Source organism: Nodosilinea sp. LEGE 07298, from assembly GCF_015207265.1.
Lineage (GTDB): Bacteria > Cyanobacteriota > Cyanobacteriia > Phormidesmidales > Phormidesmidaceae > Nodosilinea.
The window spans coordinates 21,282-47,508 of record NZ_JADEXE010000001.1 but is presented as its reverse complement, the minus strand read 5'-3'; the positions used below and the strand labels follow the sequence as shown (position 1 = coordinate 47,508).

At 57.3% G+C, this 26,227-nt stretch carries 22 protein-coding genes; 10 read left to right on the top strand and 12 right to left on the bottom strand.

Annotated features, from left to right (window positions below):
* Positions 1-35: 35 nt before the first annotated feature.
* From nrtS to IQ273_RS00200, 3 genes are all read right to left on the bottom strand, one after another.
* Complete coding sequence (gene nrtS / locus IQ273_RS00210; protein ID WP_194020932.1) at positions 36-278, bottom strand: nitrate/nitrite transporter NrtS; 243 nt, start codon at positions 276-278, stop codon at positions 36-38.
* A 92-nt stretch (positions 279-370) separates the two neighbouring features.
* Positions 371-1,375, bottom strand: a complete 1,005-nt coding sequence (locus IQ273_RS00205) for an NAD(P)/FAD-dependent oxidoreductase (protein ID WP_194020930.1) — start codon at positions 1,373-1,375, stop codon at positions 371-373.
* Positions 1,376-1,593: 218 nt separating this feature from the next.
* Positions 1,594-2,166 carry a peroxiredoxin gene (locus IQ273_RS00200; protein ID WP_194020980.1) on the bottom strand — a complete coding sequence of 191 codons (573 nt, stop codon included), beginning with the start codon at positions 2,164-2,166 and terminating at the stop codon, positions 1,594-1,596.
* A 277-nt stretch (positions 2,167-2,443) separates the two neighbouring features.
* Here IQ273_RS00200 and IQ273_RS00195 point away from each other — a divergent pair, with 277 nt between their 5' ends.
* From IQ273_RS00195 to IQ273_RS00185, 3 genes are all read left to right on the top strand, one after another.
* Complete coding sequence (locus tag IQ273_RS00195) at positions 2,444-2,866, top strand: Fur family transcriptional regulator (RefSeq protein ID WP_194020929.1); 423 nt, start codon at positions 2,444-2,446, stop codon at positions 2,864-2,866.
* 5 nt (positions 2,867-2,871) lie between these two features.
* Complete coding sequence (locus IQ273_RS00190) at positions 2,872-3,111, top strand: DUF6737 family protein (protein ID WP_194020928.1); 240 nt, start codon at positions 2,872-2,874, stop codon at positions 3,109-3,111.
* Between the two features lie 74 nt (positions 3,112-3,185).
* Positions 3,186-4,313, top strand: a complete 1,128-nt coding sequence (locus tag IQ273_RS00185; protein WP_194020927.1) for an endo-1,4-beta-xylanase — start codon at positions 3,186-3,188, stop codon at positions 4,311-4,313.
* Positions 4,314-4,431: 118 nt separating this feature from the next.
* On the opposite strand, the gene IQ273_RS00180 is transcribed toward IQ273_RS00185, so the two are convergent.
* On the bottom strand, positions 4,432-5,388 hold the full coding sequence (locus IQ273_RS00180) for an SDR family oxidoreductase (RefSeq protein WP_194020926.1): 957 nt from the start codon (positions 5,386-5,388) through the stop codon (positions 4,432-4,434).
* A 76-nt stretch (positions 5,389-5,464) separates the two neighbouring features.
* Positions 5,465-5,569: a PetM family cytochrome b6-f complex subunit 7 gene (locus IQ273_RS00175; protein WP_194020925.1), complete on the bottom strand. Its 105-nt coding sequence runs from the start codon at positions 5,567-5,569 to the stop codon at positions 5,465-5,467.
* Between the two features lie 113 nt (positions 5,570-5,682).
* Between IQ273_RS00175 and pdxA the strand changes: the two genes are divergently transcribed.
* Both pdxA and IQ273_RS00165 read left to right on the top strand, forming a co-directional pair.
* Positions 5,683-6,762: a 4-hydroxythreonine-4-phosphate dehydrogenase PdxA gene (gene pdxA / locus IQ273_RS00170; protein ID WP_194020924.1), complete on the top strand. Its 1,080-nt coding sequence runs from the start codon at positions 5,683-5,685 to the stop codon at positions 6,760-6,762.
* A gap of 175 nt (positions 6,763-6,937) precedes the next feature.
* The gene (locus IQ273_RS00165) at positions 6,938-8,641 is read left to right on the top strand and encodes an ABC-ATPase domain-containing protein (protein ID WP_194020922.1); all 1,704 of its coding nucleotides are present in this window, start codon (positions 6,938-6,940) and stop codon (positions 8,639-8,641) included.
* Between the two features lie 68 nt (positions 8,642-8,709).
* On the opposite strand, the gene IQ273_RS00160 is transcribed toward IQ273_RS00165, so the two are convergent.
* The 4 genes from IQ273_RS00160 to IQ273_RS00145 form a co-directional block, all read right to left on the bottom strand.
* Complete coding sequence (locus tag IQ273_RS00160) at positions 8,710-9,855, bottom strand: glycosyltransferase (RefSeq protein WP_194020920.1); 1,146 nt, start codon at positions 9,853-9,855, stop codon at positions 8,710-8,712.
* 796 nt (positions 9,856-10,651) lie between these two features.
* Positions 10,652-11,155 (bottom strand): 2-oxo-4-hydroxy-4-carboxy-5-ureidoimidazoline decarboxylase, encoded by a 504-nt coding sequence (gene uraD / locus IQ273_RS00155; protein ID WP_194020918.1) that lies wholly within the window; start codon positions 11,153-11,155, stop codon positions 10,652-10,654.
* An 89-nt stretch (positions 11,156-11,244) separates the two neighbouring features.
* Complete coding sequence (locus IQ273_RS00150) at positions 11,245-12,405, bottom strand: 5-(carboxyamino)imidazole ribonucleotide synthase (RefSeq protein WP_194020916.1); 1,161 nt, start codon at positions 12,403-12,405, stop codon at positions 11,245-11,247.
* A 130-nt stretch (positions 12,406-12,535) separates the two neighbouring features.
* Positions 12,536-14,818: a bifunctional (p)ppGpp synthetase/guanosine-3',5'-bis(diphosphate) 3'-pyrophosphohydrolase gene (locus tag IQ273_RS00145; protein WP_194020914.1), complete on the bottom strand. Its 2,283-nt coding sequence runs from the start codon at positions 14,816-14,818 to the stop codon at positions 12,536-12,538.
* Positions 14,819-15,272: 454 nt separating this feature from the next.
* Here IQ273_RS00145 and patD point away from each other — a divergent pair, with 454 nt between their 5' ends.
* The 4 genes from patD to IQ273_RS00125 all read left to right on the top strand — a co-directional run bounded on the left by patD (position 15,273) and on the right by IQ273_RS00125 (position 20,509).
* On the top strand, positions 15,273-15,614 hold the full coding sequence (gene patD / locus IQ273_RS00140) for a heterocyst frequency control protein PatD (RefSeq protein WP_194020912.1): 342 nt from the start codon (positions 15,273-15,275) through the stop codon (positions 15,612-15,614).
* Between the two features lie 304 nt (positions 15,615-15,918).
* Positions 15,919-16,491: a zf-TFIIB domain-containing protein gene (locus tag IQ273_RS00135; RefSeq protein ID WP_194020910.1), complete on the top strand. Its 573-nt coding sequence runs from the start codon at positions 15,919-15,921 to the stop codon at positions 16,489-16,491.
* Positions 16,492-16,634: 143 nt separating this feature from the next.
* Complete coding sequence (locus tag IQ273_RS00130) at positions 16,635-18,263, top strand: ABC transporter ATP-binding protein (protein WP_194020909.1); 1,629 nt, start codon at positions 16,635-16,637, stop codon at positions 18,261-18,263.
* 419 nt (positions 18,264-18,682) lie between these two features.
* Positions 18,683-20,509 (top strand): alpha/beta hydrolase, encoded by a 1,827-nt coding sequence (locus tag IQ273_RS00125; RefSeq protein ID WP_194020908.1) that lies wholly within the window; start codon positions 18,683-18,685, stop codon positions 20,507-20,509.
* Positions 20,510-20,520: 11 nt separating this feature from the next.
* On the opposite strand, the gene IQ273_RS00120 is transcribed toward IQ273_RS00125, so the two are convergent.
* A complete protein-coding gene (locus tag IQ273_RS00120; RefSeq protein ID WP_194020907.1) occupies positions 20,521-20,847 on the bottom strand; it encodes a 2Fe-2S iron-sulfur cluster-binding protein in 327 nt (108 codons plus the stop codon).
* 119 nt (positions 20,848-20,966) lie between these two features.
* Here IQ273_RS00120 and cimA point away from each other — a divergent pair, with 119 nt between their 5' ends.
* Positions 20,967-22,595 (top strand): citramalate synthase, encoded by a 1,629-nt coding sequence (gene cimA / locus IQ273_RS00115; protein ID WP_194020906.1) that lies wholly within the window; start codon positions 20,967-20,969, stop codon positions 22,593-22,595.
* Positions 22,596-22,646: 51 nt separating this feature from the next.
* Here the strand turns inward: cimA and IQ273_RS00110 are convergent, their stop codons facing one another.
* A complete protein-coding gene (locus IQ273_RS00110; protein ID WP_194020905.1) occupies positions 22,647-25,064 on the bottom strand; it encodes a S9 family peptidase in 2,418 nt (805 codons plus the stop codon).
* A 296-nt stretch (positions 25,065-25,360) separates the two neighbouring features.
* Complete coding sequence (locus IQ273_RS00105) at positions 25,361-25,720, bottom strand: hypothetical protein (protein ID WP_194020904.1); 360 nt, start codon at positions 25,718-25,720, stop codon at positions 25,361-25,363.
* Between the last annotated feature and the right edge of the window lie 507 nt (positions 25,721-26,227).

Sequence of the window (26,227 nt, the reverse complement as noted above, 5' to 3'; positions counted from 1 at the left end):
AAGGGGTATTGGCTCAGTATTACGCCGTTCTCTCTCTAAGGTTTCGCCCCTCTACTGCTGCTTTGTCCCAGGTATTGTCCATGAATGCTGACGGCGTAGGGCACTAGATAGGTCAGCCCCGCTGAGATCCATCGCACCTGCGTCATGGTGCCCGATCGCACCGCCGCGCCGTGATTAATTAAAAACAGCACTGTCCCCACAAACAGGGCTACCCGCACGGCCCTACGCGCCAGCGACGGCATCACCAAAGCGGCTAAATAGCCCTGAACTGCCTTCATCAGTTGTGGCCTATTGCTACAGTCATACTCAGAACCCCTCTCCTGGGGGAAAGGGGTGGGGCGGAGGGCTAAACGGTCTGCATAAAACCGCCCTAGGAAACTAGCTCCTTGGCCAGATTCGCTTCCCACTTGCGCGGGGGGCTGGCGCGGCGAATAGTGCGCCAGATCTGGGTGGCGGCCAGCGTGCCATCGGCCACAGCTACCGACACCTGGTTAACGCCCTGCTTCAGATCGCCGATCGCAAAGATGCGATCGTGGGCGGTTTGGCACATGTTGTTGGTGACCAGGTTCTCGCCCTCCCACTCCAGGCTGGGGATGCCCTTGAGGTAGTGGTTGTGGTAGATCGAACCCATGTTGATCAGGCCGGTGGTGGCTTCGACGACGGTGCCATCGGTTAGCTCTACACCGCTCATTTTGTGGTTTTCGCCAAGGAACTTGGCGATCGGGGCTTCGTAGAGAGGGTAGCCGTAGTCGGCTAGCTTGGCCCGCATTTCGTCGCCGACGGTGCAGAGACCGTGGGTGAGCACTGTAATGTAGGGGGTAAACCAGTCGAGCACGAAGGCGGCGTTAATCTGCGACTCTTTACCAGCAATCAGAACGGCTTTTTGGTCCCACATGTCGAAGCCATCGCAGATCATGCAGACGTGCAGGGTGTAGCCTGCGTAGTCGTAGACGTTCTGCATATTGTCGAGCTGGGGCAGCACGTCAATGACGCCCGAGGCCGCAATTAAGTACTTGGCACGAAACACGGGGTAAACGCTGTTGGTTTTACCTACTTTCACCTGTACGGCTAGCTGGTCGCCTTCATCGACGACATCTTCAACGAAGCCGCGCAGGTAGTCGGCCCCCCAATCTACCGCCTGCCTGGCACCGTGGATAAGAATGTCACGCCCAGGGGTTTCGGGGTCAAAGCCAACGACGTTGCGCACCTCCTGCATCCACAGCGATCGCCCCTTCCCCTTTTCAATCACCAGACACTTGAGCCCGTAGCGGGCCAGGTAAATAGCCGCCGACAACCCCCCCATGCCGCCACCTACGACAATGGCATCATAGACCTGGTCGGTGCGCTCGTGAAGATTTTGACGGGAGAGTTTCATAGCGGTGATGGATGGAGAGGACTGCGATCGGCCTAAGCCGTAGGGATGAATTAGGCCATATCTCTAGGCTAAAGGATTTCAAAAAATCGAGATGAGAATTGTTGAAGACCGTGGAGATGTCGGTGGAACCTGCCCACACGACCCCAGATCTAAAAAGGCAAAGGGGATTGCATCAACCCCCTTTGCCTAACTCTCACCCAGGGTGAGCCAGAGGGCAATTAGCCCACGAAGGCCAGACGAGGCTCAGAAACACCGGCAGACTCAGTACCTTTTAGGTAGGCCATCATGGTGTCGGCATCAGACACTTCGAAGGGGTCGATGGGGCAGTTGTCGCCGAAGTCAGGCTCGACGAAGATTTTTTCGATATTGCTGTCGTTGACAAGCATGGAGTAGCGCCAGGAGCGCATACCAAAGCCCAGATTGGACTTGTCAACCAGCATGCCCATTTTGCGGGTAAATTCGCCATTGCCGTCGGGCAGCAGGAAGACGTTATTAGCGCCAATCTTTTGGCCCCACTGGAACATCACAAACGCATCGTTTACCGAAACGCAGATAATGGCGTCAACGCCGTGGGTCTTGAACTCGTCATAGAGCTCTTCGTAGCGGGGCAGGTGGTTAGAGGAGCAGGTGGGGGTAAAAGCACCAGGCAGGGAGAAAACGATGACTTTCTTACCAGCAAATAGATCGCTGGTAGTCATGTCTTGCCAGCGGTAGGGGTTGGACCCACCCACAGACTCGTCGCGCACGCGAGTCTTAAAGACGACGTCAGGTACGCGCCCAGTAGCAACCATAGCAACCATAATTACCTCTTTCGTAGTTCTACAACAGTTAACTGCGTTTCCAGCCAGTGCTGCTCAACTCAGAATAATTCCGAGTTAAGAAATCTTCAATAAGCATAATAGCCTAAAAATCAGATTTGTTACAAAGTCAGATTTATTCTTAGATAGGAATGCTAATCTACTAAGAGTAGGTTATCGTGGAATGTCCACCCATCACCCGTGGCCGTTACGTATGGCCGTTACCTGCTGGGGCGGAACTACAGTACGCTAAGCGCCGGAGCCAGGGAGAATGTCGTCCCAAGCCGATCAAATCGTTACTATGCTGAAGTCTCGGGGGTTGCGCGTCACTCCTCAGCGATTTGCTGTGTTTGCCAACCTGCTAGGCCGCTGCGATCACCCCACCGCCGACGATATTCTCAGCGATCTCAATCAAGACGCGCCGACGTCATCTCAGGCCACGGTATATAGCTCGCTGCAGGCGCTGCGTGAAGTCAACCTGGTGCGCGAGGTGCTGCTTGAAGAAGGGGTCTGTCGCTACGATGCCAATGTTGGCCCCCACCACCACTTTCGCTGCCAAAGCTGTGGCGCGATCGCCGATATTCCCTGGGAAACCCTGGCCAGCCTAAACCTGCAAACCCTCAGCCCTCGCTGGCAGATTGAGGGCTACGAGGTAACGGTGCGCGGGGTGTGCGATCGCTGCCAACCTGAGTAACCCCCATGACTGAACCCACACCCATCACTAGTCCCTGGCAGCTTAAACCCTGGTGGTGTCAGCCCTGGTCCATTGTGCTGACGGGGGTGGCGATCGTAGGCGGCAGCTGGGTCTTACTCCATCGTCTCTGGCTCACGGCCCTAGTCGCCGCGCCCATTGGAGTATGGATGGGATTCTTTCTGTTGCTCTGGCCCCGCCTGATGATCGAATCGGGACTGCTGGAACCGCACCACGACATCGAGTAGTCTTAAGCCGTTGCCCAAGCGTTGACAGAATAGGCCGTAGATCGGGGTGAGAAAATCATGGGGAAGGCCGCTACATGTTACGCCCTAAAGTGATATTCCTTGCGGTTTTGGCTGGCGTTGTACTGTGGTCAGGCCGAGGCATAGCAATCACCCCCCATAGCCTGCTGGCTCAGGGGCCAACTCCCCAAGCTCATCACTGTGCCCTGGCTCGCTGGCTCAGGCTGGAACGTGAGCCAACCTTAGCCGACCTAGCGCGCAGGCAAGACCTGTACGTGGGCACAGCCGTCAACCTCAAGGCCTTGGGGCGCGATCGCCGATATCGCCGCCGTTTGGCCCAAGAATTTAACCTGGTCACTGCTGAAAATGACATGAAGCTGGAGCGGCTGCAACCGCGCCCCCACGAGTTCGACTTTAGCCAGGCCGATCGCCTAATGGCCTTTGCCGCCGATCATCACATGGCGGTGAGGGGGCATACTCTGGTGTGGCACCGAGCCTTGCCCGATTGGCTAGAGCAACGAGACTGGAGCCGAGACGAGCTGATGGCACTACTGGAAAACCACATCAAAACGGTTGTCGGGCGCTATCGCGGCCAAATAGTCGCCTGGGACGTGGTGAATGAGGCGATCGCCGATGACGGCACCCTGCGCGACACCCTTTGGCTGCGAGGCATTGGCCCCGACTATATTGAACTGGCTTTTCGCTGGGCCTACGAGGCCGACCCCGACGCCCTGCTGATGTATAACGACTACGGCGGCGAAGGGCTGAACGCTAAGTCTGACGCCATTTATAACCTGGTAAAGTCGCTGCGGGACAAAGCCGTACCCATTCACGGAGTGGGGCTACAAATGCATGTACAAGCTAACTCAGCCCCTAGCCCCCAGGAGGTCGCCGCCAATATGGCACGACTAGCTGACCTGGGCCTTCAGGCGCACATTACCGAAATGGATGTGCGAATTGAGCAGCCCTCCAGCCCCGGCGATGCTGACCAGCAGGCCGACGTTTACCAGGCCATGCTGCAAACCTGCCTGCAAGCCGAAAACTGCAACACGTTTGTGACTTGGGGCTTTAGCGATCGCTACTCGTGGGTACCCGGCTACTTCGATGGCTGGGGCGAGGCCCTAATATTCGATCGCGACTATCGAGCCAAACCTGCCTATCACAGCCTCTTAGACGCTCTAGCGAACCACCCAACATCAAATTAGTCATCCACCAAGCCGATAGTGACAGGTTCGTGGGGGCGTACGGTTCACGGTAGGCCTTAAATCGTACACCTCGTACCCTAAGCCGTCAGAGAGGGTCAAAATCAGCTTGGTCGAAGTACTAGAACGGCAGCTTTTTCTTGTTGGCTTTGTCGCTGTCGTAGTCGAGTTCCTTCAGCTTCTTCATAATGCGGCTGAAGTACTCCTGCATGTAGTCTTCCAGGGTGGTAATTTCGTCTTTAGGAATGCCAAACACCTCATAGACCTCGTCCATGGGGGCATCCAGCGGCTGGCTACCGGCGACAACTTCCACAAAGGCGAGGCGATCGGCAAAATTCCAGCCCCACTGAAAGAACTGCGCCACCTTGCGAATGGCCCGCAGCAGGTCTAACGAAATGCGGGAAACTCTGGCCTCCTGGCCGCACTTGCGCTCGCACAGTCGCATGATCTCGTAGGCTCCCCAAGCGCGGGTGCCCGCCAGCGGAAAGCTGCGGTTCTCGGTTTCGGGTACCGACAGCGCTTTGACGGCGAACCGGGCAATGTCCTGGGTGTCCATGTAGGCGATCGGGGCGGCTTCACCCATCACCCAAATCGGCTGCTTCTCTAGAATGGGGATGGCGTACTGGCCAATTAGCCCCTGCAAAAAGCCGCAGGGCTGAAGAATGGTGTAGTTGAGCCCCGACTCGGCCAAAAACTTCTCGGTGCAGCGCTTGACGTTCATCAAGGGCACGTGGGGAAACTTTTCGGAGTTAAGAATTGAGACAAAGATGAAACGCCGTATGTCAGCGTCCCGGCAGGCCTTGATTAAATTAACTTTGCCGTACCAATCAACCGCCATCACCGACTCCGACGGACGGGCGGTGGAGGCATCGATTACAGCATCAATACCCTCAAGGGCAGGGGGTAGACTTTCTGGCCTGGAGAGGTTGCCCCGCACCAGTTCTACCCCCCACTCTCGAAGAAAAGCAGCTCGTTGAGCGCTTCTGACTAGGCAACGAACCTCGTGCCCCTCATCCAAGGCACGGCGGGCAATTTGCCTGCCAAGAGTGCCAGTAGCGCCAACGACCAATACTTTCATGAGGGAAATGATACAAAAGTTTAACTTCCTCTAAGAATATCAGATGGTTCCACCGGATACACCCCCAAGGCAAAAACTACTCCTCACCACCCTGCACTCGCAGCATTAGAAACCCGATGCCTAGGCCCACCAGGGTGAGGGTGAAAATAATCACTGCCGTACTAAAAATCTCGCCGCCCATACGCTCTCCTTCCACAGCACTATAGTAATTGGGCCAGTTGCCCAGCCCGCCAGCGGTTATATAACCCCTAGCCGCCCTCATTTTAGACCAGTTTGGTATCACCCCCTGCGCCTATGACTACCCCTACAGCCTCGATTTTGAGCCAGTCTCCGGGTCGCCCCCGGTTAGTCATTACCCTGGGTGACCCGGCGGGCATTGGGCCAGAGGTGGTGCTGAAAGCGCTGGGCGCTAGAGACTGGGCCGCGATCGCAGACATCACGCTTATAGGTACGCGATCGCTGCTCGACCAAACCCTCCAGGCCCTCCAGCAATCTGCCTGCGGCGGACCGCTTCCCGACCTGGGCCATCTACCGCTAGTCGAAATTCCCCCGCCCCTGCCCCTGGAGACAGTGACCTTTGGTCAGGCCAGTGCCGCTACCGGGGCAGCCAGCTTTGCCTATCTCAAAAGGGCGATCGCAGGTGCCGTAGCGGGTCAGTACGATGCCATTGTCACGGGGCCGATCGCCAAATCGGCTTGGAAAGCGGCAGGCCATCACTACCCTGGCCAGACCGAGCTGCTGGCTGAAGGGGCGCAGAGCGATCGCTTTGGCATGGCTTTTGTGGCCAAGTCGCCCCATACGGGCTGGTGGCTGCGCGCGCTGCTGGCCACCACCCACATTCCCCTGGCCCAGGTGCCCGATGCCCTGACCCCAGCGCTGCTGACCCAAAAACTCGATCTGCTCATTCACAGCCTGAAGCAAGACTTTGGCCTCAGCCAGCCCCGCATTGCCGTAGCCGGCCTCAACCCCCACAGCGGCGAAGGCGGACAGCTGGGCCGCGAAGAAATAGACTGGCTGATGCCCTGGCTGGAGACCCAGCGATCGCGCTACCCCCAGGTGCAAATCGATGGCCCCATTCCCCCCGACACGATGTGGGTGCGCCCAGGGCAGGCTTGGTTTGGCACTGAGGGAAGCGCGATCGCAACCGCCCACGACGCCTACCTGGCTCTGTACCACGACCAGGGCCTCATTCCGGTAAAGCTGATGGCCTTTGACCGAGCGGTAAATACGACCGTAGGGTTGCCCTTTGTGCGCACCTCGCCCGACCACGGAACCGCCTTTGATATTGCGGGCAAAGGGATCGCCGATGCCAGCAGCATGGTGGCGGCGATGGAGCTGGCCGTGGCGATGGTGGTGGCGAGGGGGGGTGAATGAGTGGATGGGTGGATGAGGCGATGAGGAAGATGTAGACGCTAAGCGGCTTCCCAAAAGGTGGGGATGAGTTTCAACGTACGGTGGGCAGTGCCTACCAGACCCTATTCATGGCTGTTCTGAGTAGGTTACGGGTGTGCGTTAGAGTACTTGGGTTAAAGGCAATTCACGCTGCGCTATGGCTACGCAAGAGGTTCTCTCCGACCAGCTCCATCGCCTCGATGGCCAAGGCTACGGGGCGTACAAGTCGCTTAAGGGAGCGTACGACTTTGAAAACTTTACCCTGCACATTGACCATGTGCAGGGCGACCCGTTTGCGGCTCCGAGCCGGGTACGGGTGGTGGTGCCGCAGGCGGTGGCGGGGTTTCCCAAAAGCCTGTGGGAGCTGCCCTGTCGGGCGATCGCCCTGGCCGACTACCTGACCCGCGAGTTTTACCGGGCTGCCGAGGGGAGCCAGCGGACATCAGGTTCAGGCAAAAGCGGGCTGATTGGCATTGTGCGGCCTAGTCAGGCCGTGCTCAACCGCAGTGCGGCCAGGGTGGCGGCAGAGGCTGTAGAACTTCGCTTTACCGTGGGGCTACCGGCCTTTGGGCGGCGGATTGCAGGGCGGCAGGCGGCGGCACTGTTGTGTGATTCTGTGCCCGCTCTGGTAATTAGGACGTTGTTCTACGAGGCGCTGGATGCGGCCAAACTTGAGCGTCATGTGGATACTGCGGAGGATGCGGAGGTGCTGCGATCGCAGCTCTCCGCCCATAACCTTGTTGCCTTCGTTGCCGACGGCGCAATTCTGCCCCGCCGCAGCGGCGTTGATGAACGCCCTCTGACAAACCAGGCGGTTCCGTTCAAGTCTCCAGACTCACTGCGAGCGACGCTCACCTGTCCCCATGCTGGGGATGTGACGGGGATGGGAGTACCCCAGGGCATTACCCTGATTGTGGGCGGTGGCTACCACGGCAAATCGACCCTGCTGCGGGCGATCGAAACAGGGGTGTACAACCACGTACCGGGCGACGGACGGCACCAGGTGGTGACCGATCGGTTGGCGGTAAAGGTGCGGGCCGAAGATGGCCGCAGCATTGCAGGAGTCGATATTTCGCCCTTTATTGGCAGCCTGCCCCAGGGCAAATCGACCCAAAAATTCTCCACACCCAACGCTAGCGGCAGCACGTCGCAGGCCGCCAACATTATTGAGGCGATTGAGGCGGGGGCGACGGCGCTGCTAGTGGATGAAGATACGTCGGCGACCAACTTCATGATTCGCGATCGCCGTATGCAGGCCCTGATCACTAAAGATCGCGAGCCCATTACTCCCTTTATTGACAAAGTGCAGCAGCTCTACACCGACTACGGCATCTCCACGGTGCTGGTGATGGGGGGCAGCGGCGACTACTTCGATGTGGCCGATACGGTGATTGCCCTAGACGAGTTTGTGCCCCAAAATGTGACCGAGCAGGCCCAGGCCATTGCGGCGGAATATAGGACGGAGCGCGATCGCGAGGGTGGCCCTACCTTTGGTACCCTTACCCCGCGTACCATTCAGCCCGATAGCATTGACCCCAGCAAAGGCCGCCACAGCGTTAAGCTGCGGGCGCGCGATGTCGATCAGCTCCAGATCGGCACCGAAGCCATTGACCTGTCGGCGGTGGAGCAACTAGTGGAATCGGGACAGGTACGGGCAATCGCTGCTGCAATCGTCTACGCCCAGCGCTACCACATGACGGCAACAACCCCGCTTGCGGCGGCGATCGCTGCCGTCATGGCCGACATAACCCAGTCCGGACTCGACTGCTTGACTGAGTGGCCCATGGGCGATTTGGTCTGCTTTCGCGGGCTAGAACTAGCCGCCGCAATTAACCGCCTGCGGACCCTGCAGACCCATTAACCGTCAACCGGCACGCAGGATGCAGCAGGGAGAATAAGCCTGGGCCTTATAAGCAATGTAGACAACGACTAAACGGGTCTGGCCTGTACGACCATGGGTGAATCTACCGTAACGCTATTGGCCACCCGCTGTAGCAGGCGAACTATCTGTTCAATGTGGTGCTCACTCGTGTGGTTTTCTAGGAAGTATTGGTAGGCCGCCTCTGCCCTGGCGCTGGCTTCCTCAGGATGGCTGAGAATGTACTCGACAGTAGCTTTCATCTGATCAGGAGAATCAGGGTTTACTCCCCAGACCAGTCCTTTGTCGGCCATTTCTGTGGCTAAGCCCGTGGTTTTAGTAATTACGACAGGTCTACGGCAGGCCATGGCTTCCATTAAGACCGTTAGCCCGGCAGAGTAGGTGTTGTCAATTAAGCTAACTACGGCTATATCTGCGCTGCGATATAGATCGCGCAACTCGACCCAGTCAAAGTAGCGCATCTCCATGTTTGCGGGGGGGTGCTCTGGAATTCGGCACCGGGTTTTAGAGGTGGCGTTGGGCGATACTGCGCAGACTTTTACGTCTAGGTCTAAGTCCTGCATTGCTTTAGCGAGGGTGACATAGTCTCGCTGTTCTAAGCCAGCACTGGCAATTAACGGGCGATTTTTTTTGATGGTGCCAGGTTCAGGGTAAAAGAACTGTCTATCGGTTTGCTCAGCTAGGCAAAATACATTTTCCTCAGGCAGCTTGAGCATAGTCCTTATCGTTTCAGCCTTAAGGGTTGTATTGACCAGAAAGGTATGAATGAAACGATGAAGTTGAAACCCTTTGAGGAGCAGTCGAGGCCGCCGCCGTTCTGGGCACATGACATTCATGACTAAATGGGGGCGATCTTTTTTGAGTGCGGCCAGAATCGTCAGCGGTAGACCAGCATCTTCTCCACCGCAGTAAACAATGTCGCCCGAACTAGTCTGGGCTAAGACCTGCCTGGCCAAAGTCCACTGGTGGGGCCTGCCAACGATTTTGGCAAGCAGTTTATCGGCGATCGTAACTGAACTATCGTCCTCAAAGTCTGGCTGGTGAACTTGGGCATTGAGCCTTTCTTTGAGTTGCCAAATGGTGTGCCGTGGCCCTTGACCCTGTTCAGCACGAGCAGAAAAGTGCGCAAAGTCAAATTTAGTACTGGTTAAGATGTGAAAATTGGGATTATTTTCTCGACTAGGTGGAGGCGTCATTGTAGGCTAAACCCTAATTAATTGTACAATGCATAGGCCGGAATTTAATGCGATCGCACGCACAATTGCCAGCCACAAAATCATCTGTTTTCTAAAATTCGTCAAAACGACTACCACAGGCTCTACATCGCTAGCCGATTATCTTTGCGTCACTGACATTACTCATCGGTGCGGCGTAGAAAAGTGATACTGCCAAAAAGCATTTGATTCGCCAAATATATCGCTTTCTACAAGGCATTTCAAGCAAATGTTAATCGAAGTAAATGTTGATGCAGACCAGCACTATCTGTAATTAAGCGAGGCTTCTCAACAGGTACCAAATCAATCGACTATGGCCCTTACTTCCTTTGCTTAATACTTGATATTTAGCTAATAGAAGTTAGCTCAAATAAATCTGTTAGATTTGCTTTGAGAACTTTTCTGAGGCTGGCTGGCTAAATTCTATTCATCTCGGCCCTGTCTTTCCGGCCAAAACAAATTCGGCATTCTAAAAACTATTTTGGTTCGAAAAACATGCTTCATTTCGCGGTGCCTCCAAAGACATTGAGCAGCCCTTCCTAGAGCTTGCTGAGATGATTAAGCCTAAGCTATCCGCAAGAGTACAAACTACAGATATGTATTAGCCGTAAGTTATAGTCTTTTCCAGACTGGCTGGGCTTGTTCTTTGGCCAAGGTATCATGGTTGTCCCTGGGGACCAAAGTCTATACGTACGTAGGAAACATAATCTTAATCAATTCAGTCAAGTTTAACCATTGTATAAAGCTTCTATGTTGCATATCTGACGGTGCAGGACGTCTAGCTAGATAAAACCCATGAGTCAAGACGAGAAAGGGCAATTTTCTCAATTTCTTGAAGGGCAGCGGCTAATTCCACATCCGTAGAATTACATAATCTGTTTGTAAAGTTTTCTAAAATTGAAGTTTTGGTGTGCCCTGCCACCGCCAGGATGAACGGAACACCAAACTTCTCTTTGTATTGCTGGTTGAGAGCTTGAAACTGGTGGTACTCCTCCGAGCTAAGGTTACTGAGACCGGCTTTGCTTTGTTCTGCCACAGATGCCTCGGCCATGGCAACCCGAGTTCCCAGATCGGGGTGGGCTTTGATCAGCGCCAGCTTGTCTTCAGGAGTCATAGCCTGCACAACGCTGACCATGCGCTGATGGAGATTAGCTACCGATGTAAAGGGGCGCTGGGGCCAAACTTGGGCAGCAATACTGGGCGTGTCTTCAAAGGCGGGGCCGATGGCCGCTACAAATTCGGCCTTGGTCATGGCGTTGAGCTGGTCTAGGGTGTAGGGCATGGAGAGTGGGTCGATGAGGTGGGTTAATGAGGTGCGCCCTGTCTCCCCTTCGCGAACGGCTTCGTTCAGGGCACGCTGCTAGGAAGCAATCATGAACCATACCAAATGGCTTCGATCGCAGCGGCGGCGGCGGTCGGATCTTCGGCAGGACCAAAACATTGGGTAATGTGGCCGAGCTTGCGACCGGGGCGAATGTCTTTGGTGTACCAGTAGAGGGTGCTTTGGGGCAGTTCTTTGAGCACCTGGAGTTTGCGGTGGTGGCTATCTTCAGGTTCGTCTAGGCCCAGTAGATTGACCATCACCGCCTGGGAGCAGGTGAGGGTGGTGGGTCCGATGGGGCGATCGCTGACCGTCCGCAGCTGCTGCTCAAACTGCGAGGTTTGGCAGGCATCGAGGCTGTAGTGGCCCGAGTTATGAGTGCGAGGGGCAATTTCGTTGATCAAGATGCGATCGTTTTGGGTCAGAAAGCACTCAATACCGACGACGCCAACTAGCTGTAGCTGCTCTGCCAGAGTGCGGGCAATGCCCTCCATTCTGCTATCTACCCCAGCTCTAACCCTGGCCGGAGCAAAGACTCGACGGCAGACTTGGTCAACCTGCTGAGTTTCAACGGTAGGATAAACCGCAACGTCACCCTGAGTCGAACGAGCCACCATAACGGCCAACTCTTGCTTGAAGGGCACAAACTCTTCTAGCAGCACTGGCACGTGGTCAAACCTGTCCCAGGTGGCGCTGAGTTCTGACGCCTCTTTAACGACGGTGGTACCCTGGCCGTCGTAGCCTAGGCGGCGGGTTTTCATCACTAGCGGAAATCCAATGATCTCGGCTTTGGCGGCTAGGTCTGCCTCGCTTTCGTCACCGTCTAAATAGTTGTAGCGGGGGTTGGGTAAGCCAATCTGCGCAAAAAACTCGCGCTGGTGGCGCTTATCGAGCACTAGAGTCAGCACGTCTAGACTGGGGCGAAAGATCGTGCCGCTCTCGGCTAAGGTTTGCAGCCCCGCGCAGTCAATGAATTCATTCTCAAAGGTAATCACGTCGCACTGGGCGGCCAGAGAGGCCGTGGCGGCGACGTCGGCAATGGGGGCGAGCACGGTGGAGTGGGCGATCGCAACGGCAGGGTCGGTCTCCTGGGGGGTTTGCACCACTAGCTCTAGCCCCAGCTTTTGCGCCGCTTGCCCCATCATCCAGGCCAGTTGGCCGCCGCCAATTACGCCGACTCGTTTAATTAGGTTTGCCTTGTCTTGCGCCATACGGCTGCGCCTAGTGCTGTTGTCGTGGATGCAGACTCCTATTATTCCACGGCGCTAGAGTTTCAGAGCGCTGGGGCTAGCCAGGCTAGCCCCAGCGGTAAAAAGGAACGGCTGACATCGCTAGAGCCATCTACCCGACGGCATTCATCCGGCGGATTTTGAGCACATCGGTCATTTTGCGAATCTGCCCAAAGGTTTGGTCGAGGTGGGCGTGGTCTTTAACGTCAAGGCCTAGATCAATTTCGGCGGTTTGGCCGGGGAAGGTTTTAACCTGGGCCTTGTGGACGTTGATTTGCAAGTCTGACAGGTGCGACAGAATATCCTTGAGCACGCCCACTCGGTCAATCACCTCGATCCGCACTTCCACCGGGTAGGTATGGCGAGAGCCGTTGTGGTCGCCAGGATTCCAGCTGACGGGAATAATGCGATCGCACGGAATGTCGGCCAGATTGGGGCAGCCCTGCCGGTGAATAGCAATGCCTCGGCTGCCCAGCGACACGCTGCCCATGATTGGTTCACCGGGCAGCGGGTTACAGCAGCCTGCAATATGGTGTACCAGCCCCTCAATCCCCAAGATGGGGTCTTTAGAGGGGGCCGGGCGGTGGCGGCTGGTAACAGCCCCGGCCAAAAAGTGGTCAGAATCTTGCAGCGATGCCTCAGGCGACAGTACCTCTAGGGGCTGCTTGGTCTTAATCGCCTCCCGCATTCGGTTGACAAACAGGTTGAGGGTGACCTCGCCGTAGCCCAGCCCGGCCAGCAAATCGTCAACGCTTGGGTAGTTGCAGCGCTCGGCGGCAATCTGAGCGGGTTCAGACTTGAGCAGTGCATCAAAGCCGCTGCGGCCCAGCTCTTTTTCGAGCATGTCGCGGCCTCGGGCGATATTTTCGTCGCGGTGCGATCGCTTATACCACTGGCGAATCCGGTTGCGGGCGCTGGGGGTAACGACAAAGTTGAGCCAGTCGAGGCTAGGGTGGCTGTTCTTTTGGGTAATGATCTCCACGATGTCGCCGTTTTCGAGCGGCGTGTCGAGGGTGACAATGCGGCCATTCACCCTGGCTCCGGCGCAGTGGTTGCCCACCTCGGTGTGAATGCGGTAGGCAAAGTCTACTGACGTTGCCCCCCGACTCAGGGGCACCACGTCGCCATCGGGGGTAAACACGTAGACATCTTCGTCAAACAGGTTGCCCTTGACGTTCTCAAGGAATTCTTGAGCATCATCCTTGAGGTCGTTTTGCCACTCTAAAAGCTGCCTGAGCCAGGTAAACTTGTCGTCATCGGCGCTGATGCGAGTGTTGGTGGACGCGCCGGTCTCCTTATACTTCCAGTGGGCGGCGATCCCGTACTCGGCCACGTGGTGCATTTCTAGGGTGCGAATCTGCACCTCGATGGGTTTGCCTTTAGGGCCAATCACCACGGTGTGAAGCGATTGATAGCGGTTGGGCTTGGGTAGGCCAATGTAGTCTTTGAATCGACCCGGCACCGGGCGAAAGGCGTCATGAACAATGGCCAAAGCGCGGTAGCACTCTTCGTTGGTGCCGACAATCAGGCGAATGGCGGCAATGTCGTAGATTTCGCTGAAATCTTTTTGCTGCCGCTCCATTTTGCGGTAAATGCCGTACAGGTGTTTGGGGCGACTGCTCACGTCCACCACCTGAATCTCGGACTGGTGCATGCGCTGGCGCAGGGTTTCGGCCACCTGCATCAGCCGTGCCTCGCGATCGGCCCGCTTTTCGGTAATGTGCCGCTGCATCTGCCGGTAGGCGTCGGGCTCTAAATACTTAAAAGAGAGGTCTTCGAGTTCCCACTTAAAGCGTCCGATCCCCAGGCGGTTGGCCAGAGGCGCAAAGATCTCCATAGTTTCGCGAGCAATGCGGCGACGCTTTTCGTCGCCGAGGTGCTCCAAGGTGCGCATGTTGTGGAGGCGATCGGCCAGCTTCACCACAATCACCCGAATATCCTGGGCCATGGCCAAGAACATGCGGCGAAAATTCTCGGCCTGACGCTCGGTTTTGCTCTCAAAATTAAACTTGGAAAGCTTGGTTACCCCCTCAACCAGCTGTCGCACCTCGTCGCCAAAATTGGCCTCAATTTCTTCGGAGGTGACATCGGTATCTTCGACAATGTCGTGGAGAAAGCCAGAGGCAATCATGGCGCTGTCGCCACCCAGGTCGCGCAGCAGCCCGGCGACGGCAATGGGGTGACAAATGTAGGGTTCGCCAGAAGCTCGCATCTGACCTTTATGCAGGGTGTAGGCAAACTCAAAGGCCTGGCACACCAGCACGTTGTTTGACTTGTCTTCGGGGTCGTGGGCAAGGTCATCCTGGCTGTCGTCGTGGTGAGCCAGCACGCAGGTTTCGAGCCAACCGGGCAGGGTGCAGTCGTCGGGTAGAGGGGGATGAACCGTTGCAGTCATAAAGATGCCAGTGACCTCTCAGGGAAACAGATAGGCTAAAAAATTGCCAGGCTAGATGACAAATAATTGAACACTGTATTCAGCTTTGAACAGAAATCGAAGAACGTAATCGCTATATAGAACGATTTGCCACCCGAGAAAAAGAGAAAGAATTGTTAGGTGGATAGATGCAACGTTAAACCCTCAGTAAAACTCGTACAGGTGTTCTACTAAGGAATGCAAGGCTACTGCTCTAGCGCAGTACGATGAGATAGAGATAACCTACACCATAACTTTGAGGAAATAACCTCTGTTGGCCACGGCGCAATAAATGCTTATGGCCGGTTCTAAGTAGATGGAGTGTTATGTATTAACTTTAACATTTGTCCCCCCAGGGGGGAATCGGCAATTTATCTCTGGCTACGCTAAAGCGCCAGCTAGAGGCTCCGTTCACAGCCCTAAGGGGCACATTTATATGATAAGCGCTCTGTCAAATCTGCGATCGCAGCTGCAAGCTTTAGAGACCCTGGCGCGCTCAGCCAACCCCAGCGGTCGTCAGCTTCAGGAGCAGTTTTTACTGGCTCAGCAACACTTTCAGCACCAGATTTTGCCCCTGGGCAATGAGTTGGCCAGTGCCCAACCTGTACTCACCGAAATGAACCGCACCCTGCGGCTGCTGGCGATGGATGTGGCCTTTTTGCAGGCGGCCCGCCAGTCGAGCACTACACAGCAGCGACAGCGGCAGCTGATTGAAAAGCTTGAGCAACTGTTGGGCTTTTGTCAGGCCTTGGAGCAGGCGATCGCTAATTCGACCTAGTTCTGATGGTGGCAGGTGGGGGACAATTTTTAGATGTTAGGGAGTTAGGGAGCAGGGGAGCTAGGGAGCAGGGGAGCTAGGGAGCAGGGGAGTTAGAACGGTGGTTTATTTCAGCCTTCAGGTATTAACACGCAGACCTAGGGATCATCCCCATTCTGGCGACACACTACAAACGTTGCCCCCTGCTCTCCCGACCCCTAGCCCCAAGAGAAGCCCTGACCAGGCAAAACTGTATGACCCAGGTGGTTTAATAGTAGGGTCTCGTTGGGCCAATGGTAAAAGAACGCGGTGGAGAGTAGGTACGTTGTATCAGTGCCCTAAGGAAGGCAATATTGACCTTCAAGATAGTCAGCTGGCACCGGGTCTGCCGGTCAAAGCGTGCTCAAGCTGTGGCGGAGCCTGGATTCCACCGGAGGACTATGTGACTTGGCAGCGATCGCAGATTGACCCCGATGCTCCCATCAGCGTAGCGGTGCTGCCCCTATCGCTGAGCACCCCCTTTCAGCCTGCCGACCTCGACAATCGGGCGGCTCTCTGCCCCGACTGCCGCAGCTACCTGGTGCGGGGCCGCATTACCCTCAAGCAGGGGGCGTTTTATGTGGAGCGCTGCCCTAACTGCAACGGCATTTGGTGCGATGCCGGGGAGTGGGAGGTGCTGGGACAGCTCGATTTACAGGCTCATATTAACTATATTTTCTCTGCCGATTGGCAGGGGCAGGTGCGCGAGCTAGAGCATGTCGAACGCGAAAGGCAGGCCACCATCGACAAGCTGGGGGACGACATTGCCCACCGCGTGTTTGAGCTGGCCGACCTGCTAGAGCAGCACCCGAACGGGGATTTTGGGGTAGCGTATTTGATGCGACGGGTCGATCAGTGAGGGTATGGGTAGATGGGTGGATGGGTGGATGAATGGATGGGTTAGATCACTGACACAAGCATTTGTTCTCTGTCCGGTTCGCATTTTTCGCACTCCTCCAATCCTCTACTGTCGCACCCCCTACCCATCCACCCCCTACCCGAATGCCTGACGCTCTCCTCTCCCTCGAATCGTTCTCCGTCACGTATCCTGGCCAGGACGATCGCGCGGTCGATCGCGTTTCGCTGACCCTATCGCCGGGGGAAAAGCTGGGCCTGGTGGGCGAGTCGGGCTGCGGTAAGAGCACTCTGGGGCGGGCGGCGCTGCGGCTGTTGCCCAAAGCGACCGATTTGCAGGGCCGGGTGTGGTTTAACAACGAGTCGGTGCTAGATTTCACCGCCCAGCGGCTGCGGCGGTTTCGAGGCGAGGCGATCGCCCTAGTGTTTCAAGACCCGATGACGCGGCTCAACCCGCTGATGACCATTGGCGACCACTGTGTTGAGACGCTGCGGGCGCATCGGGCAGAGGTTTCGCAGGCGGAGGCGAAGGCGCGGGCGATCGCGGTGCTCGAAAAAGTCAACATTCCCGCCAGTCGATTTGGTCAGTACCCCCACGAGTTTAGCGGCGGCATGCGCCAGCGGGTGGCGATCGCCCTGGCGATGATTCTAGAGCCGCAGCTGATTGTGGCCGACGAGCCCACCACCAGTCTGGATGTGACGGTGTCGGCCCAGATTCTTGACGAGCTGACCCGGCTGTGCGACGAGCTGGGTACCGCGCTAGTGCTGATTTCCCACGATCTGTCGCTGGTGGCGGAGTACTGCGATCGCGTTGCCGTTATGTACCAGGGTCGGGTGGTCGAAGAGGGTACCGCCGCCACGGTATTTCAAGACCCGCAGGACGACTACACGCGATCGCTGGTCGAGTCGGCCCTGCAAATGCAGCAGGCGGAAGGGTTGGTCTACAGGGCCACCGCCGCCGAACCCATTCTGCGCCTGACGGATGTCAAACAGCACTACGTTTTGGAGGCCAACCCGTTCGCCCGCCTGTTGGGCAACCAGCAATCGAAGGTGATTAGGGCCGTAGACGGGGTAACGCTAGAGATTTACCCCGGCGAGGTGGTGGGGCTGGTGGGCGAGTCGGGCTGCGGCAAGAGCACCCTGTCGCGCACCATTCTGCAACTGGTAAAACCTACCGCCGGGCAGGTAGTCTTTGACGGCACCGAGCTTACGACCCTGTCGCGAGAGGCCATGCGGCAGCAGCGGCGACAGCTGCAAATGGTATTTCAAGACCCCCACGCCTGCCTCAACCCAATGATGAGCGTGGGCAAAAGCATTGCCGACCCGCTGCTGATTCACAGCCTCGCCACCGTCGCGGAGGCCGAAAAACAGGCCCACGACATGCTCGCCCGCGTCAGCCTCAACCCCACCGCCGACTATTTCAATCGCTTTCCTGGCGATCTGTCGGGGGGGCAGCAGCAGCGGGTGGCGATCGCCCGCGCCCTGATTACCAAGCCCAAGCTAGTGATCTGCGACGAACCCGTCAGCATGCTCGACGCCACCGTGCAAACCCAGGTGCTAGAGCTGATGATTGCCCTCAAGCAGGAGTTCGACCTCACCTACCTGTTTATTACCCACGACCTGTGGGTGGCGCGGTTTATGTGCGATCGCATTGCCGTCATGCAGCAGGGCAAAATTGTTGAACTCGCCCCGACCAAAACCCTGTTTGAGTCACCCCAGCACCCCTATACCCAAGCCCTGCTGCGATCGGTGCCGGTGCTGACCAAGGGCGCTTGATACTCTTTTGCACAGAAGCCGCTATGGCAGGCGATCGCAGGCGCATTCTATATCACTCCTGCGCAATCGTATTGCCGCACCGTGATCTGCTATATCCAGCCAGTGATATGCCATTGCAGACGGATGTTATGCCATGTCCAGCCAGTGATATGCCATTGCAGACGGGTGTTATGCCGTGTCCAGCCAGTGATATGCCATTGCAGAGCGGTGTCACGGCATACGCGGGCGATCGCATATCATTGCAGAGCGATGTCATCGTATGCGCGGGCGATCGCCTGATATTTCATCCCTGGATAATCCGTAGCGGGCGGCGGGTTTTGCGATGCGACCGCTCTACGTTTCGTTAACCTATCGCCTTACTGTCTGGAAAGGTCAGCTACGCTCTTGAAATCTTACCTGTTGGGTTTTTTAGGGCATCTATGAAACAGCTTCCGTTTATCATCCAGAAATTTGTCTTTGCCGACGAGAGCCTGGCTCAAATTGTCGACCTAGACAACTTCAGCGGTGCTGAGGGCAAGGTGCCTGGCTACTTTGTCATGAGTAGCGCCCCGCCCAACATTGAAGATGCCGAAGAATCTAGCGATCGCCATCAGCAGCAGGCCATTCAGGGCATTAACGACATCGCCGACCACCTGTGCCACATGATGACCGACGCCCCCGATCGCTGTGCTGAACTGGTAATTTCGGTGCACGGCTACAACACCAGCCTGGACGGGGTGCAGGCCTGGTACAAAAATATTTTCAAGTATGTCAATCGCCACGACCCGGCCATTAGCAGTAGCCCCAGCCGAGTTTTTGTCGGCTACCGCTGGCCTTCTGAAAATGTCGCCCTCACCAAGCCTAAAAAAGTCATAGAAGCCCTGGGTGCGCTGCCGCCCCTGCCCCGCGATTTGCTGCTGACTGGGGCCGTATGCGCTTTGGCATTGCTTGTTTTTGAGCTTCTTTTCCTATTCAAAATGTCGGTCGCCGGTTTTTTTCTCAGCCTGGTGCTGGCGCTATTTTTGGTGCTGGGGTTGCTGATGGCGGCGCTGGTGGTGCTGCGATTAATTGTCTATTTTCGCGATAGCTACCGAGCCGATAATTTTGGTGTGCTAGACCTCGTCGAGCTGCTGCGCCAAATTGACCAGGCCGTTGTGCAGCGCACTGCCAACAGCCAGTTTCCGCTAGCGGTCACCGAGCATGAGCAGCAGCAGGCGGTCCTCAAAGCTCGCGAGTACTGGGCAAAGAACAGCCGCAACAAGGTCAAGCTCAGCTTCATTGGCCACAGCATGGGCGGCTTTGTGGTGACGAATGTGATTCGCATTTTGTCAGATGTGTTTGACTCGCGATCGATCAGCAAACAACCCCCCAGCGATGTGGGCGATGTGTACCGTCTAGAGCGACTCATTCTCGCCTCACCCGACATTCCGGTGCTGACGATTGTGTCGAGCCGGGCCAACTTTTTGGCCTCATCGCTGCGGCGATTCTCAGAGTCGTACCTGTTCAGCAATGAGGGCGATATTGCCCTGCGCATTGCCTCGACCGCCGCTAACTACATTGCATTTCCGAGCCGCACCCAAGCGCGAGGCTATCGATTGGGCAACGTGGCGCTGCAAAACAAAACGGGCAGCGTTAACGACTATGGCCTGGTCAACTTAGACTCTCTCGATCGCGATTTTCCGGTCGATGTGCCGGTGGGTGAGGCGATTGCCAAGACGAAACAGAACGTGATGGACAATCTGTTTCTCACCTACGATCGGGTTCAGACTCGGGGCGTGGTTACCCTGGCCAAACTGTTTGAAGTGCAGGCCAGACGAGACAGCGATCGCGCTACCGTAGCCGACTTCTTTACCTACTTCGACTGCACCGACTACACCGACCTGAAGTTTGACCTGCAAAACAATTTTTGTTCAGCTCAGCCCGTCGGTATCTTGACCCGCGCCCTATGCAAGGCGGCCCTCAATCCGCTGGACTATTTTTTGCTCACCCTCGACTATGGCACCGGCAAGCGCGACGTGCACGGTGGCTACTTTGAAGGCAAGTTTAGTCAGCAATTGCTCTACCGACTGGCGTTTTTAGGGTTTAGCGACTATTTAGATACGCTTGATGGCGATCGCCAGGTCGCCCTCAGCCAGCTCCATCTCGATTGCCAAAAGCTCAAGATTCAGGGCTACCTATCGCCCATGCGCTACCGGGTCAGCATTCAGGGCGGCAGCGTAGACGGTACGAAGACAGAAATGCTGGATGCGATGCGGATGCGTCAATAGGTGAGGGAATGTTACCAAATCGGAGTTTGGCCCTGGCCCCAAAAGCCGTCGTACTTGGTGACGGTGATATCGCCTAGCACCTGAGTTTGGCAGGCGAGACGCAGGTTGCGCGCGGGGTCGTGGGGAGGGAGCGATCGCCGCGCCCTGTCTTTCCAGTTAACGGCTGAAACGTCGCCATCAATCTGCACCGCGCAGGTGCCGCAGGTGCCCAGACTGCGGCAGTTGATTACCGTCGCCTGGCCGTTGTAGAGATCTACGCCATGGGCCAGCAGCACCTGACGCAGGTTGGCCCCAGCCTCGCACTGAATGGTCTTTCCCTGGGCGGTGACGGTGGGCATGGCATTTCCTGGCAGACGAAGAATATCTACGTTTTATAACGCGATCGCCCCTGCACTCTCAAGCATCCCCAGGCCAGGGCTTACGCTAGATAACTGAATCGTTTAGGTCACCAGTGGCTATGGCTGAGCAGCGCACCTCCCTATACATCTACGACACCACCCTGCGCGATGGAGCCCAGCGGGAGGGGTTGGCCCTGTCGATTGAAGACAAGCTGCGGATTGCGCGACGGCTCGATGCCCTGGGCGTGCCCTTCATCGAAGGCGGCTGGCCGGGGGCCAATCCCAAAGATGTGCAGTTCTTTTGGCAGCTGAAAGAAACCCCACTCACTCAGGCCAGCATTACCGCCTTTTGCTCGACCCGCCGCCCTGGCAAAGTAGCCGCCGAGGAACCGATGCTGCAGCCGGTGCTGGCCGCCGGCACCGAGTGGATTACGCTGTTTGGCAAATCCTGGGATTTGCATGTCACCACCGGGTTGCAAACCACCCTGGCCGAAAACCTGGCCATGATCGACGACACCATTTGCTACTTTCGCAGCCAGGGCCGCCAGATCATCTACGACGCCGAGCACTGGTTTGATGGCTACAAAGCCAACCCCGACTACGCCCTGAAAACCTTAGCCGCAGCGGTGAGTGCTGGGGCCGAGTGGCTAGTGCTGTGCGACACCAACGGCGGCACCCTGCCCCAAGAAGTCAGTGAAATTGTGACCGCTGTGAACACCTGGCTACAGCAGTTCCCGTCCCCCCGGCCCCAGCTGGGCATTCACACCCACAACGACAGCGGCACGGCGGTGGCCAACGCCATGGCGGCGGTGGAGTCTGGGGCCACCATGGTACAGGGCACCATCAACGGCTACGGCGAGCGCTGCGGCAACGCCAACCTCTGCACGCTGATTCCCAATCTTCAGCTCAAGCTGGGCTACCCCTGTATTGCCCCCACCGGGCTCGCAACCCTGGCCGAAACCAGCCGCTTCATCAGCGAGGTCGTGAACCTGGCCCCCGATGACCACGCCCCCTACGTGGGGCGATCGGCCTTTGCCCACAAGGGCGGCATTCACGTTAGCGCCGTGGAGCGCGAGCCCAAAACCTACGAGCACATCGACCCGGCCACCGTGGGCAACAGCCGCCGCATCGTGGTGTCTGACCAGGCGGGGCTGAGCAATGTGCTTGCGCTAGCGCGCAGCTTTGGCCTAGAGCTAGACCGCCACAACCCGGCCTCACGCCAGCTGCTTACCCGGCTCAAAACCCTGGAGCATGAGGGCTATCAGTTTGAGGCCGCCGAGGCCAGCTTTGAGCTGCTGATGCGCGAGGCCCTGGGCGATCGCCCCCGCTTTTTCGACCTCAAAGGCTTCTACATCAACTGCCAGCACCAGGGCAACGGCGACGACCACAGCAGCCAGTCACTGGCCACGATCAAAGTCATGGTAGGCGCAGAAGAAATTCTCGCGGCAGCCGAGGGCAATGGCCCAGTGGCCGCGTTAGACACAGCCCTGCGGAAGGCGCTGCTGAATTTTTACCCAGCGATCGCCAACTTTCACCTCTCTGACTACAAGGTGCGCATCATCGACAGCGGCGCAGGCACAGCCGCCAAAACCCGCGTGCTGGTCGAGTCGAGCAACGGTACCCAGCGCTGGACCACCCTGGGGGTTTCGACAAACATTATCGAAGCTTCGTACCAGGCCGTCACCGAAGGGCTGGAGTACGGGCTAATGCTAGAGACCGAACAGCGATTTTGCGCGGTTACCTTTTAGGCGGGTCTAGCGCGATCGCCCATTGCAACTTGGGGCAGGTTTTAACCTTTGTTAGGAATGGCCCCTGACATATTTGTCGAACCACCGTAACTGCTCCCAGAGGACATGCTCTATGCTCTCTTTGGCTCGATAGCCATGATCCTCAAAGGGCAGCAGCACCAGCCGGGTCGTGCCTCCCGCGCCGCGTACAGCTTCGTAGAAGACCTGGGACTGAAACGGAGGAGTACCAGGGTTAGAGTCGTCATCACCGTGGATTATGAGAACCGGCTCGTTGACCTGGTCGGCGAAGAAGGTCGGTGAAAGCTGAACGTAAGCCTCCCTCGCTTCAAACAGAGAGCGCCGCTCGGCCTGGAAGCCAAACGGCTGATTCGTTTTGTTGTATGACCCGCTGCGAGCAATACCGGCCCGAAACAGATCGGTATGGGCCAGCAGATTCGCCACCATCAGCCCGCCGTGGCTGTGGCCAATAACGCCAACTCGCTCAGGATCGGCCACGCCCATCTCGATGGCCTTCGCTATGGCAGCTTCTGCATCGGCCACCAGTTGCGGCACGAAGGTGTCGTAGGCGGTCTCAGGATCGCCGAGGATCGGCATGGCGGTCTGGTCGAGGACGGCGTAGCCCTGGAGTAAGAAGTAAAGGTGAGAGGCCCCGTACAAACGCATAAAGCGCTGGGCCGACCCTCTCACCTGTCCGGCGATCTCCGCACCCGAGTACTCCATCGGATACGCATAGAGCACCGTAGGCAGCGGTGTACCCTCCTTATAGCCGGGGGGCAGATACAGGTGAAAGCTGAGCGGCACGCCGTCGTTGCGCTCGTAGCGCACAATGCGTTTCTCGATCGCGCGCAGCTGAGGAGTAGGGTCTTCGAACTGCGTAATCGGTTGGCGCGTCAGGGCGCGGGTAGCTTCGCCCGCCGCCGCCTCAATCGCCTCGCCGAAGCTGGCCAAATAGTAGTTGGGTACCTCTACCGCCGACTCGGAGCGCAACACGATGCGGTCGCCACCCGCAACGGCCACAACGTACTCGTAGCGGTTTGAATCGGAGCGGAATAGACGCTCGGTCTCCCCAGTGACCAAGTGGCGCAGGTCTAGAAACGGTCGGTCGCCCTCGTCGGTCGCCCCGCTGCCGCTGAAGTAGACCGCATCTCCCCGCTGGCGCAGCACCTTGCGACCGTTGGGCAACGTGCGAAACAAAGGGGAGCCCGGATTGCCATAGCGATCGCCCTCGTTCAAATCAAACCACAGGCGCGCTGTGCCGTTGTCTACATCCAGTAGCCAAACGTAGCGCCAGCGGCGGATGCGCTCGCGCTGGGTGAGCATGAGCGTGCCGCCCTCTGCAGTCCAACCATTCTGCTGGGGCTGAATGCGGTGCTCGGCTTTAAAGGCGACTTCGGGCTCTGCCGTGAAGGGAGCCTCTAGACGCATGAGGCGATCGCGGTGGGGCACCTCGGCCACAGGGTCGCCGCCGTCGAGCGCCTCGACCCAGAAGAGCGTGTGCGGCGCAGTGGGCCGCCAGGCCACCGATCGCGGGCCGACGGGCACACCGTGGGCTGGTACCTGGTCGGCCACGGGCAGCGACGCGATCGTGGCGACGCGATCGCCCTTCTCAGTCCACACCTCGATCTCGCTGGCGAAGCGCCACCAGGCCACCTCGTGCGACCAGGGGCCAACCAAACGCTTGACTAGCAAATACTCACCAGACGGTGAGTACTTAGCCACGGTGTAGGGAGCCGGTGCCCCGATAACGTTGACCTGGCCAGTTGCCGGGTCAACGATCGCCAGCTCGGAGGTGGCGTAATACGCAAAGAGGGCATCGTCGTGGGCAGTTTCCAGCAGGTTACGGGCCTCGTAGGTGGAGCGAGACGAGGCCCCCGACCCTTCGACAATCTCTGGACCCACTGGGATAGCTGGCGGCGCAGGAACTGGCCCCCGCGCCGGAATGCGGCGAATTAGCAGGCGATGCTGGTCGGGTAGCCAGCTCACGGCGCTACCCAGCAGCGGGTTGAGCGCCAGCCCTTCAAGCTCGACCACGTCGCCCGCCACCGAGCCGACCCATAGACCGATATGGTCGCTATGCCTGACGCTGAGTGCAAAGCGCTGACCATCCGCTGTCCATTTCACCTCCAAAATCTCGACCTCCCCAGGCAGATCGAGCGGGGTTGTGGCTCCGTCCTCGACCCGTACCAGGCGCGGTGAGGTGCCCCCGTGCCGACCGTGGTAGTCGTTAAGCGCAGGATTGAGCCGAATGCCAGCCAGCTTGTGCATGGGCGCAGCCAGTTCGGCCAGAGGTGGGTAAAGCACCGGGTCGGCCAAGAGCAAATACGCTCCGCCGGGTGCCGTCCATACGTAGGGCAGTTGGGGCGCGTGGAGCACCTCCAGCACCTCTTTGGATGGAGACTGCCACCCGGTAGCCGGTTGCAGGCTGTCGTCGAATGCTCCTGTGTTTGCCTCTATGCTTGCCGCTGTCATAAATACCGCCACAAATAACCCAACCGACCGACCAGGTCCAGTTTGAGGGCTGCCGCTGCCGCTCAGGCAAAACGCCGCTTCTAAACCTGGATGTGTCTAATCTTACGCTTACTCCCCGTTTTACCCCCCATAGGGTAAAAGGGCTGCTCAAGACAAGCAAAACAGCTTTGGGCTGGGCATGGGCTACAACGCTCTACCCGGTTGCCCAACGGCAAATGGATGCCCATTAAAAAAGCCCACAAGAAACCTGCGGGCTAGACATCAGGGGAAAATTTGAGCCGCAAAACGCTGCCGAGCTAGGCGCTGCGGCGGCGGGGGCGCTTGTACTCAGACTTTTTCTTGTAGCCAACGGCCTGGGCAGCGTTGCTGTCGGGGCCAAACTGAGCCCGCACGGCTTCTTTCATGCCCAAAATCGAGTTGTGAAAGTCCCATTCGGCCTGCCGGGCGGCATCGGAAGCGGCTTTGACCATGGCTTGCAGCTCGGTTTCTTTTTGCTGCATGGCCAGCATGTTGTTGAAATTGGTCTTGAGGGCTTCGGGCGACGCATCGGTGCGAACGGGGCGATAGCCTTCGACGGTGCCAAGGGCGTTGAGGGAGTCGATATCGTTGCTGATCGTTTTACCGGGCAGGCGACGGGCGATGTTGACAACGGGCATGGTGGATACACCTTTAGTAAATGGGTTTATAGCGGACAGGTTGAACCAGCCTGCCTGAAGAAATTTCAGGAGTGATAACGGATGATTGGGGCAGCGACGAAGGCTTTCAGGTCAGGCGATCGGAGACGACGGTTGGGGCGCGGCGTTGTCTCGTCTGTTGCCAAGATTGCCCGGTGCAGGAAGCCTATTGCGGCCTCGATTTGAAAGATTGTGACCAAACACTAGCAGTTTTGATAAAGCCTGGATAAAAGTTGCAGCGGGTGGAAGCGAGGTTTAGCCCAACAATGGCGATGCAGCGCGAGAATGATTAATTTGCTGCAATGACAGAAGCATTGTGTATTGAGCAGGTAAGGGTGCAGCGAGTGACTATTCGAAGTTGCTCTATGACAGAAGCATTGTGCATTGACTACTTAAAAGGTTGCGCTGTTGCAGCAGCATTGTCGCGCCACAACTTAAGATGTTGCGGCCCGACAATGAGAAGTTGCGCGATCGCATTAAAGAGTTGCA

Bases quoted from the DNA above. Each gene is read 5' to 3' on its own strand.
- IQ273_RS00150 (WP_194020916.1), bottom strand. From the start codon at position 12,405: ATGGCGCAAGACAAGGCAAACCTAATTAAACGAGTCGGCGTAATTGGC.
- cimA (WP_194020906.1), top strand. From the start codon at position 20,967: ATGGCTGAGCAGCGCACCTCCCTATACATCTACGACACCACCCTGCGC.
- IQ273_RS00130 (WP_194020909.1), top strand. From the start codon at position 16,635: ATGCCTGACGCTCTCCTCTCCCTCGAATCGTTCTCCGTCACGTATCCT.
- IQ273_RS00200 (WP_194020980.1), bottom strand. From the start codon at position 2,166: ATGGTTGCTACTGGGCGCGTACCTGACGTCGTCTTTAAGACTCGCGTG.
- IQ273_RS00145 (WP_194020914.1), bottom strand. From the start codon at position 14,818: ATGACTGCAACGGTTCATCCCCCTCTACCCGACGACTGCACCCTGCCC.
- IQ273_RS00195 (WP_194020929.1), top strand. From the start codon at position 2,444: ATGTCGTCCCAAGCCGATCAAATCGTTACTATGCTGAAGTCTCGGGGG.
- pdxA (WP_194020924.1), top strand. From the start codon at position 5,683: ATGACTACCCCTACAGCCTCGATTTTGAGCCAGTCTCCGGGTCGCCCC.
- patD (WP_194020912.1), top strand. From the start codon at position 15,273: ATGATAAGCGCTCTGTCAAATCTGCGATCGCAGCTGCAAGCTTTAGAG.
- IQ273_RS00120 (WP_194020907.1), bottom strand. From the start codon at position 20,847: ATGCCCACCGTCACCGCCCAGGGAAAGACCATTCAGTGCGAGGCTGGG.
- IQ273_RS00175 (WP_194020925.1), bottom strand. From the start codon at position 5,569: ATGGGCGGCGAGATTTTTAGTACGGCAGTGATTATTTTCACCCTCACC.
- IQ273_RS00180 (WP_194020926.1), bottom strand. From the start codon at position 5,388: ATGAAAGTATTGGTCGTTGGCGCTACTGGCACTCTTGGCAGGCAAATT.
- IQ273_RS00185 (WP_194020927.1), top strand. From the start codon at position 3,186: ATGTTACGCCCTAAAGTGATATTCCTTGCGGTTTTGGCTGGCGTTGTA.
- nrtS (WP_194020932.1), bottom strand. From the start codon at position 278: ATGAAGGCAGTTCAGGGCTATTTAGCCGCTTTGGTGATGCCGTCGCTG.
- uraD (WP_194020918.1), bottom strand. From the start codon at position 11,155: ATGCCCTACACCCTAGACCAGCTCAACGCCATGACCAAGGCCGAATTT.
- IQ273_RS00110 (WP_194020905.1), bottom strand. From the start codon at position 25,064: ATGACAGCGGCAAGCATAGAGGCAAACACAGGAGCATTCGACGACAGC.
- IQ273_RS00105 (WP_194020904.1), bottom strand. From the start codon at position 25,720: ATGCCCGTTGTCAACATCGCCCGTCGCCTGCCCGGTAAAACGATCAGC.
- IQ273_RS00190 (WP_194020928.1), top strand. From the start codon at position 2,872: ATGACTGAACCCACACCCATCACTAGTCCCTGGCAGCTTAAACCCTGG.
- IQ273_RS00165 (WP_194020922.1), top strand. From the start codon at position 6,938: ATGGCTACGCAAGAGGTTCTCTCCGACCAGCTCCATCGCCTCGATGGC.
- IQ273_RS00160 (WP_194020920.1), bottom strand. From the start codon at position 9,855: ATGACGCCTCCACCTAGTCGAGAAAATAATCCCAATTTTCACATCTTA.
- IQ273_RS00125 (WP_194020908.1), top strand. From the start codon at position 18,683: ATGAAACAGCTTCCGTTTATCATCCAGAAATTTGTCTTTGCCGACGAG.
- IQ273_RS00205 (WP_194020930.1), bottom strand. From the start codon at position 1,375: ATGAAACTCTCCCGTCAAAATCTTCACGAGCGCACCGACCAGGTCTAT.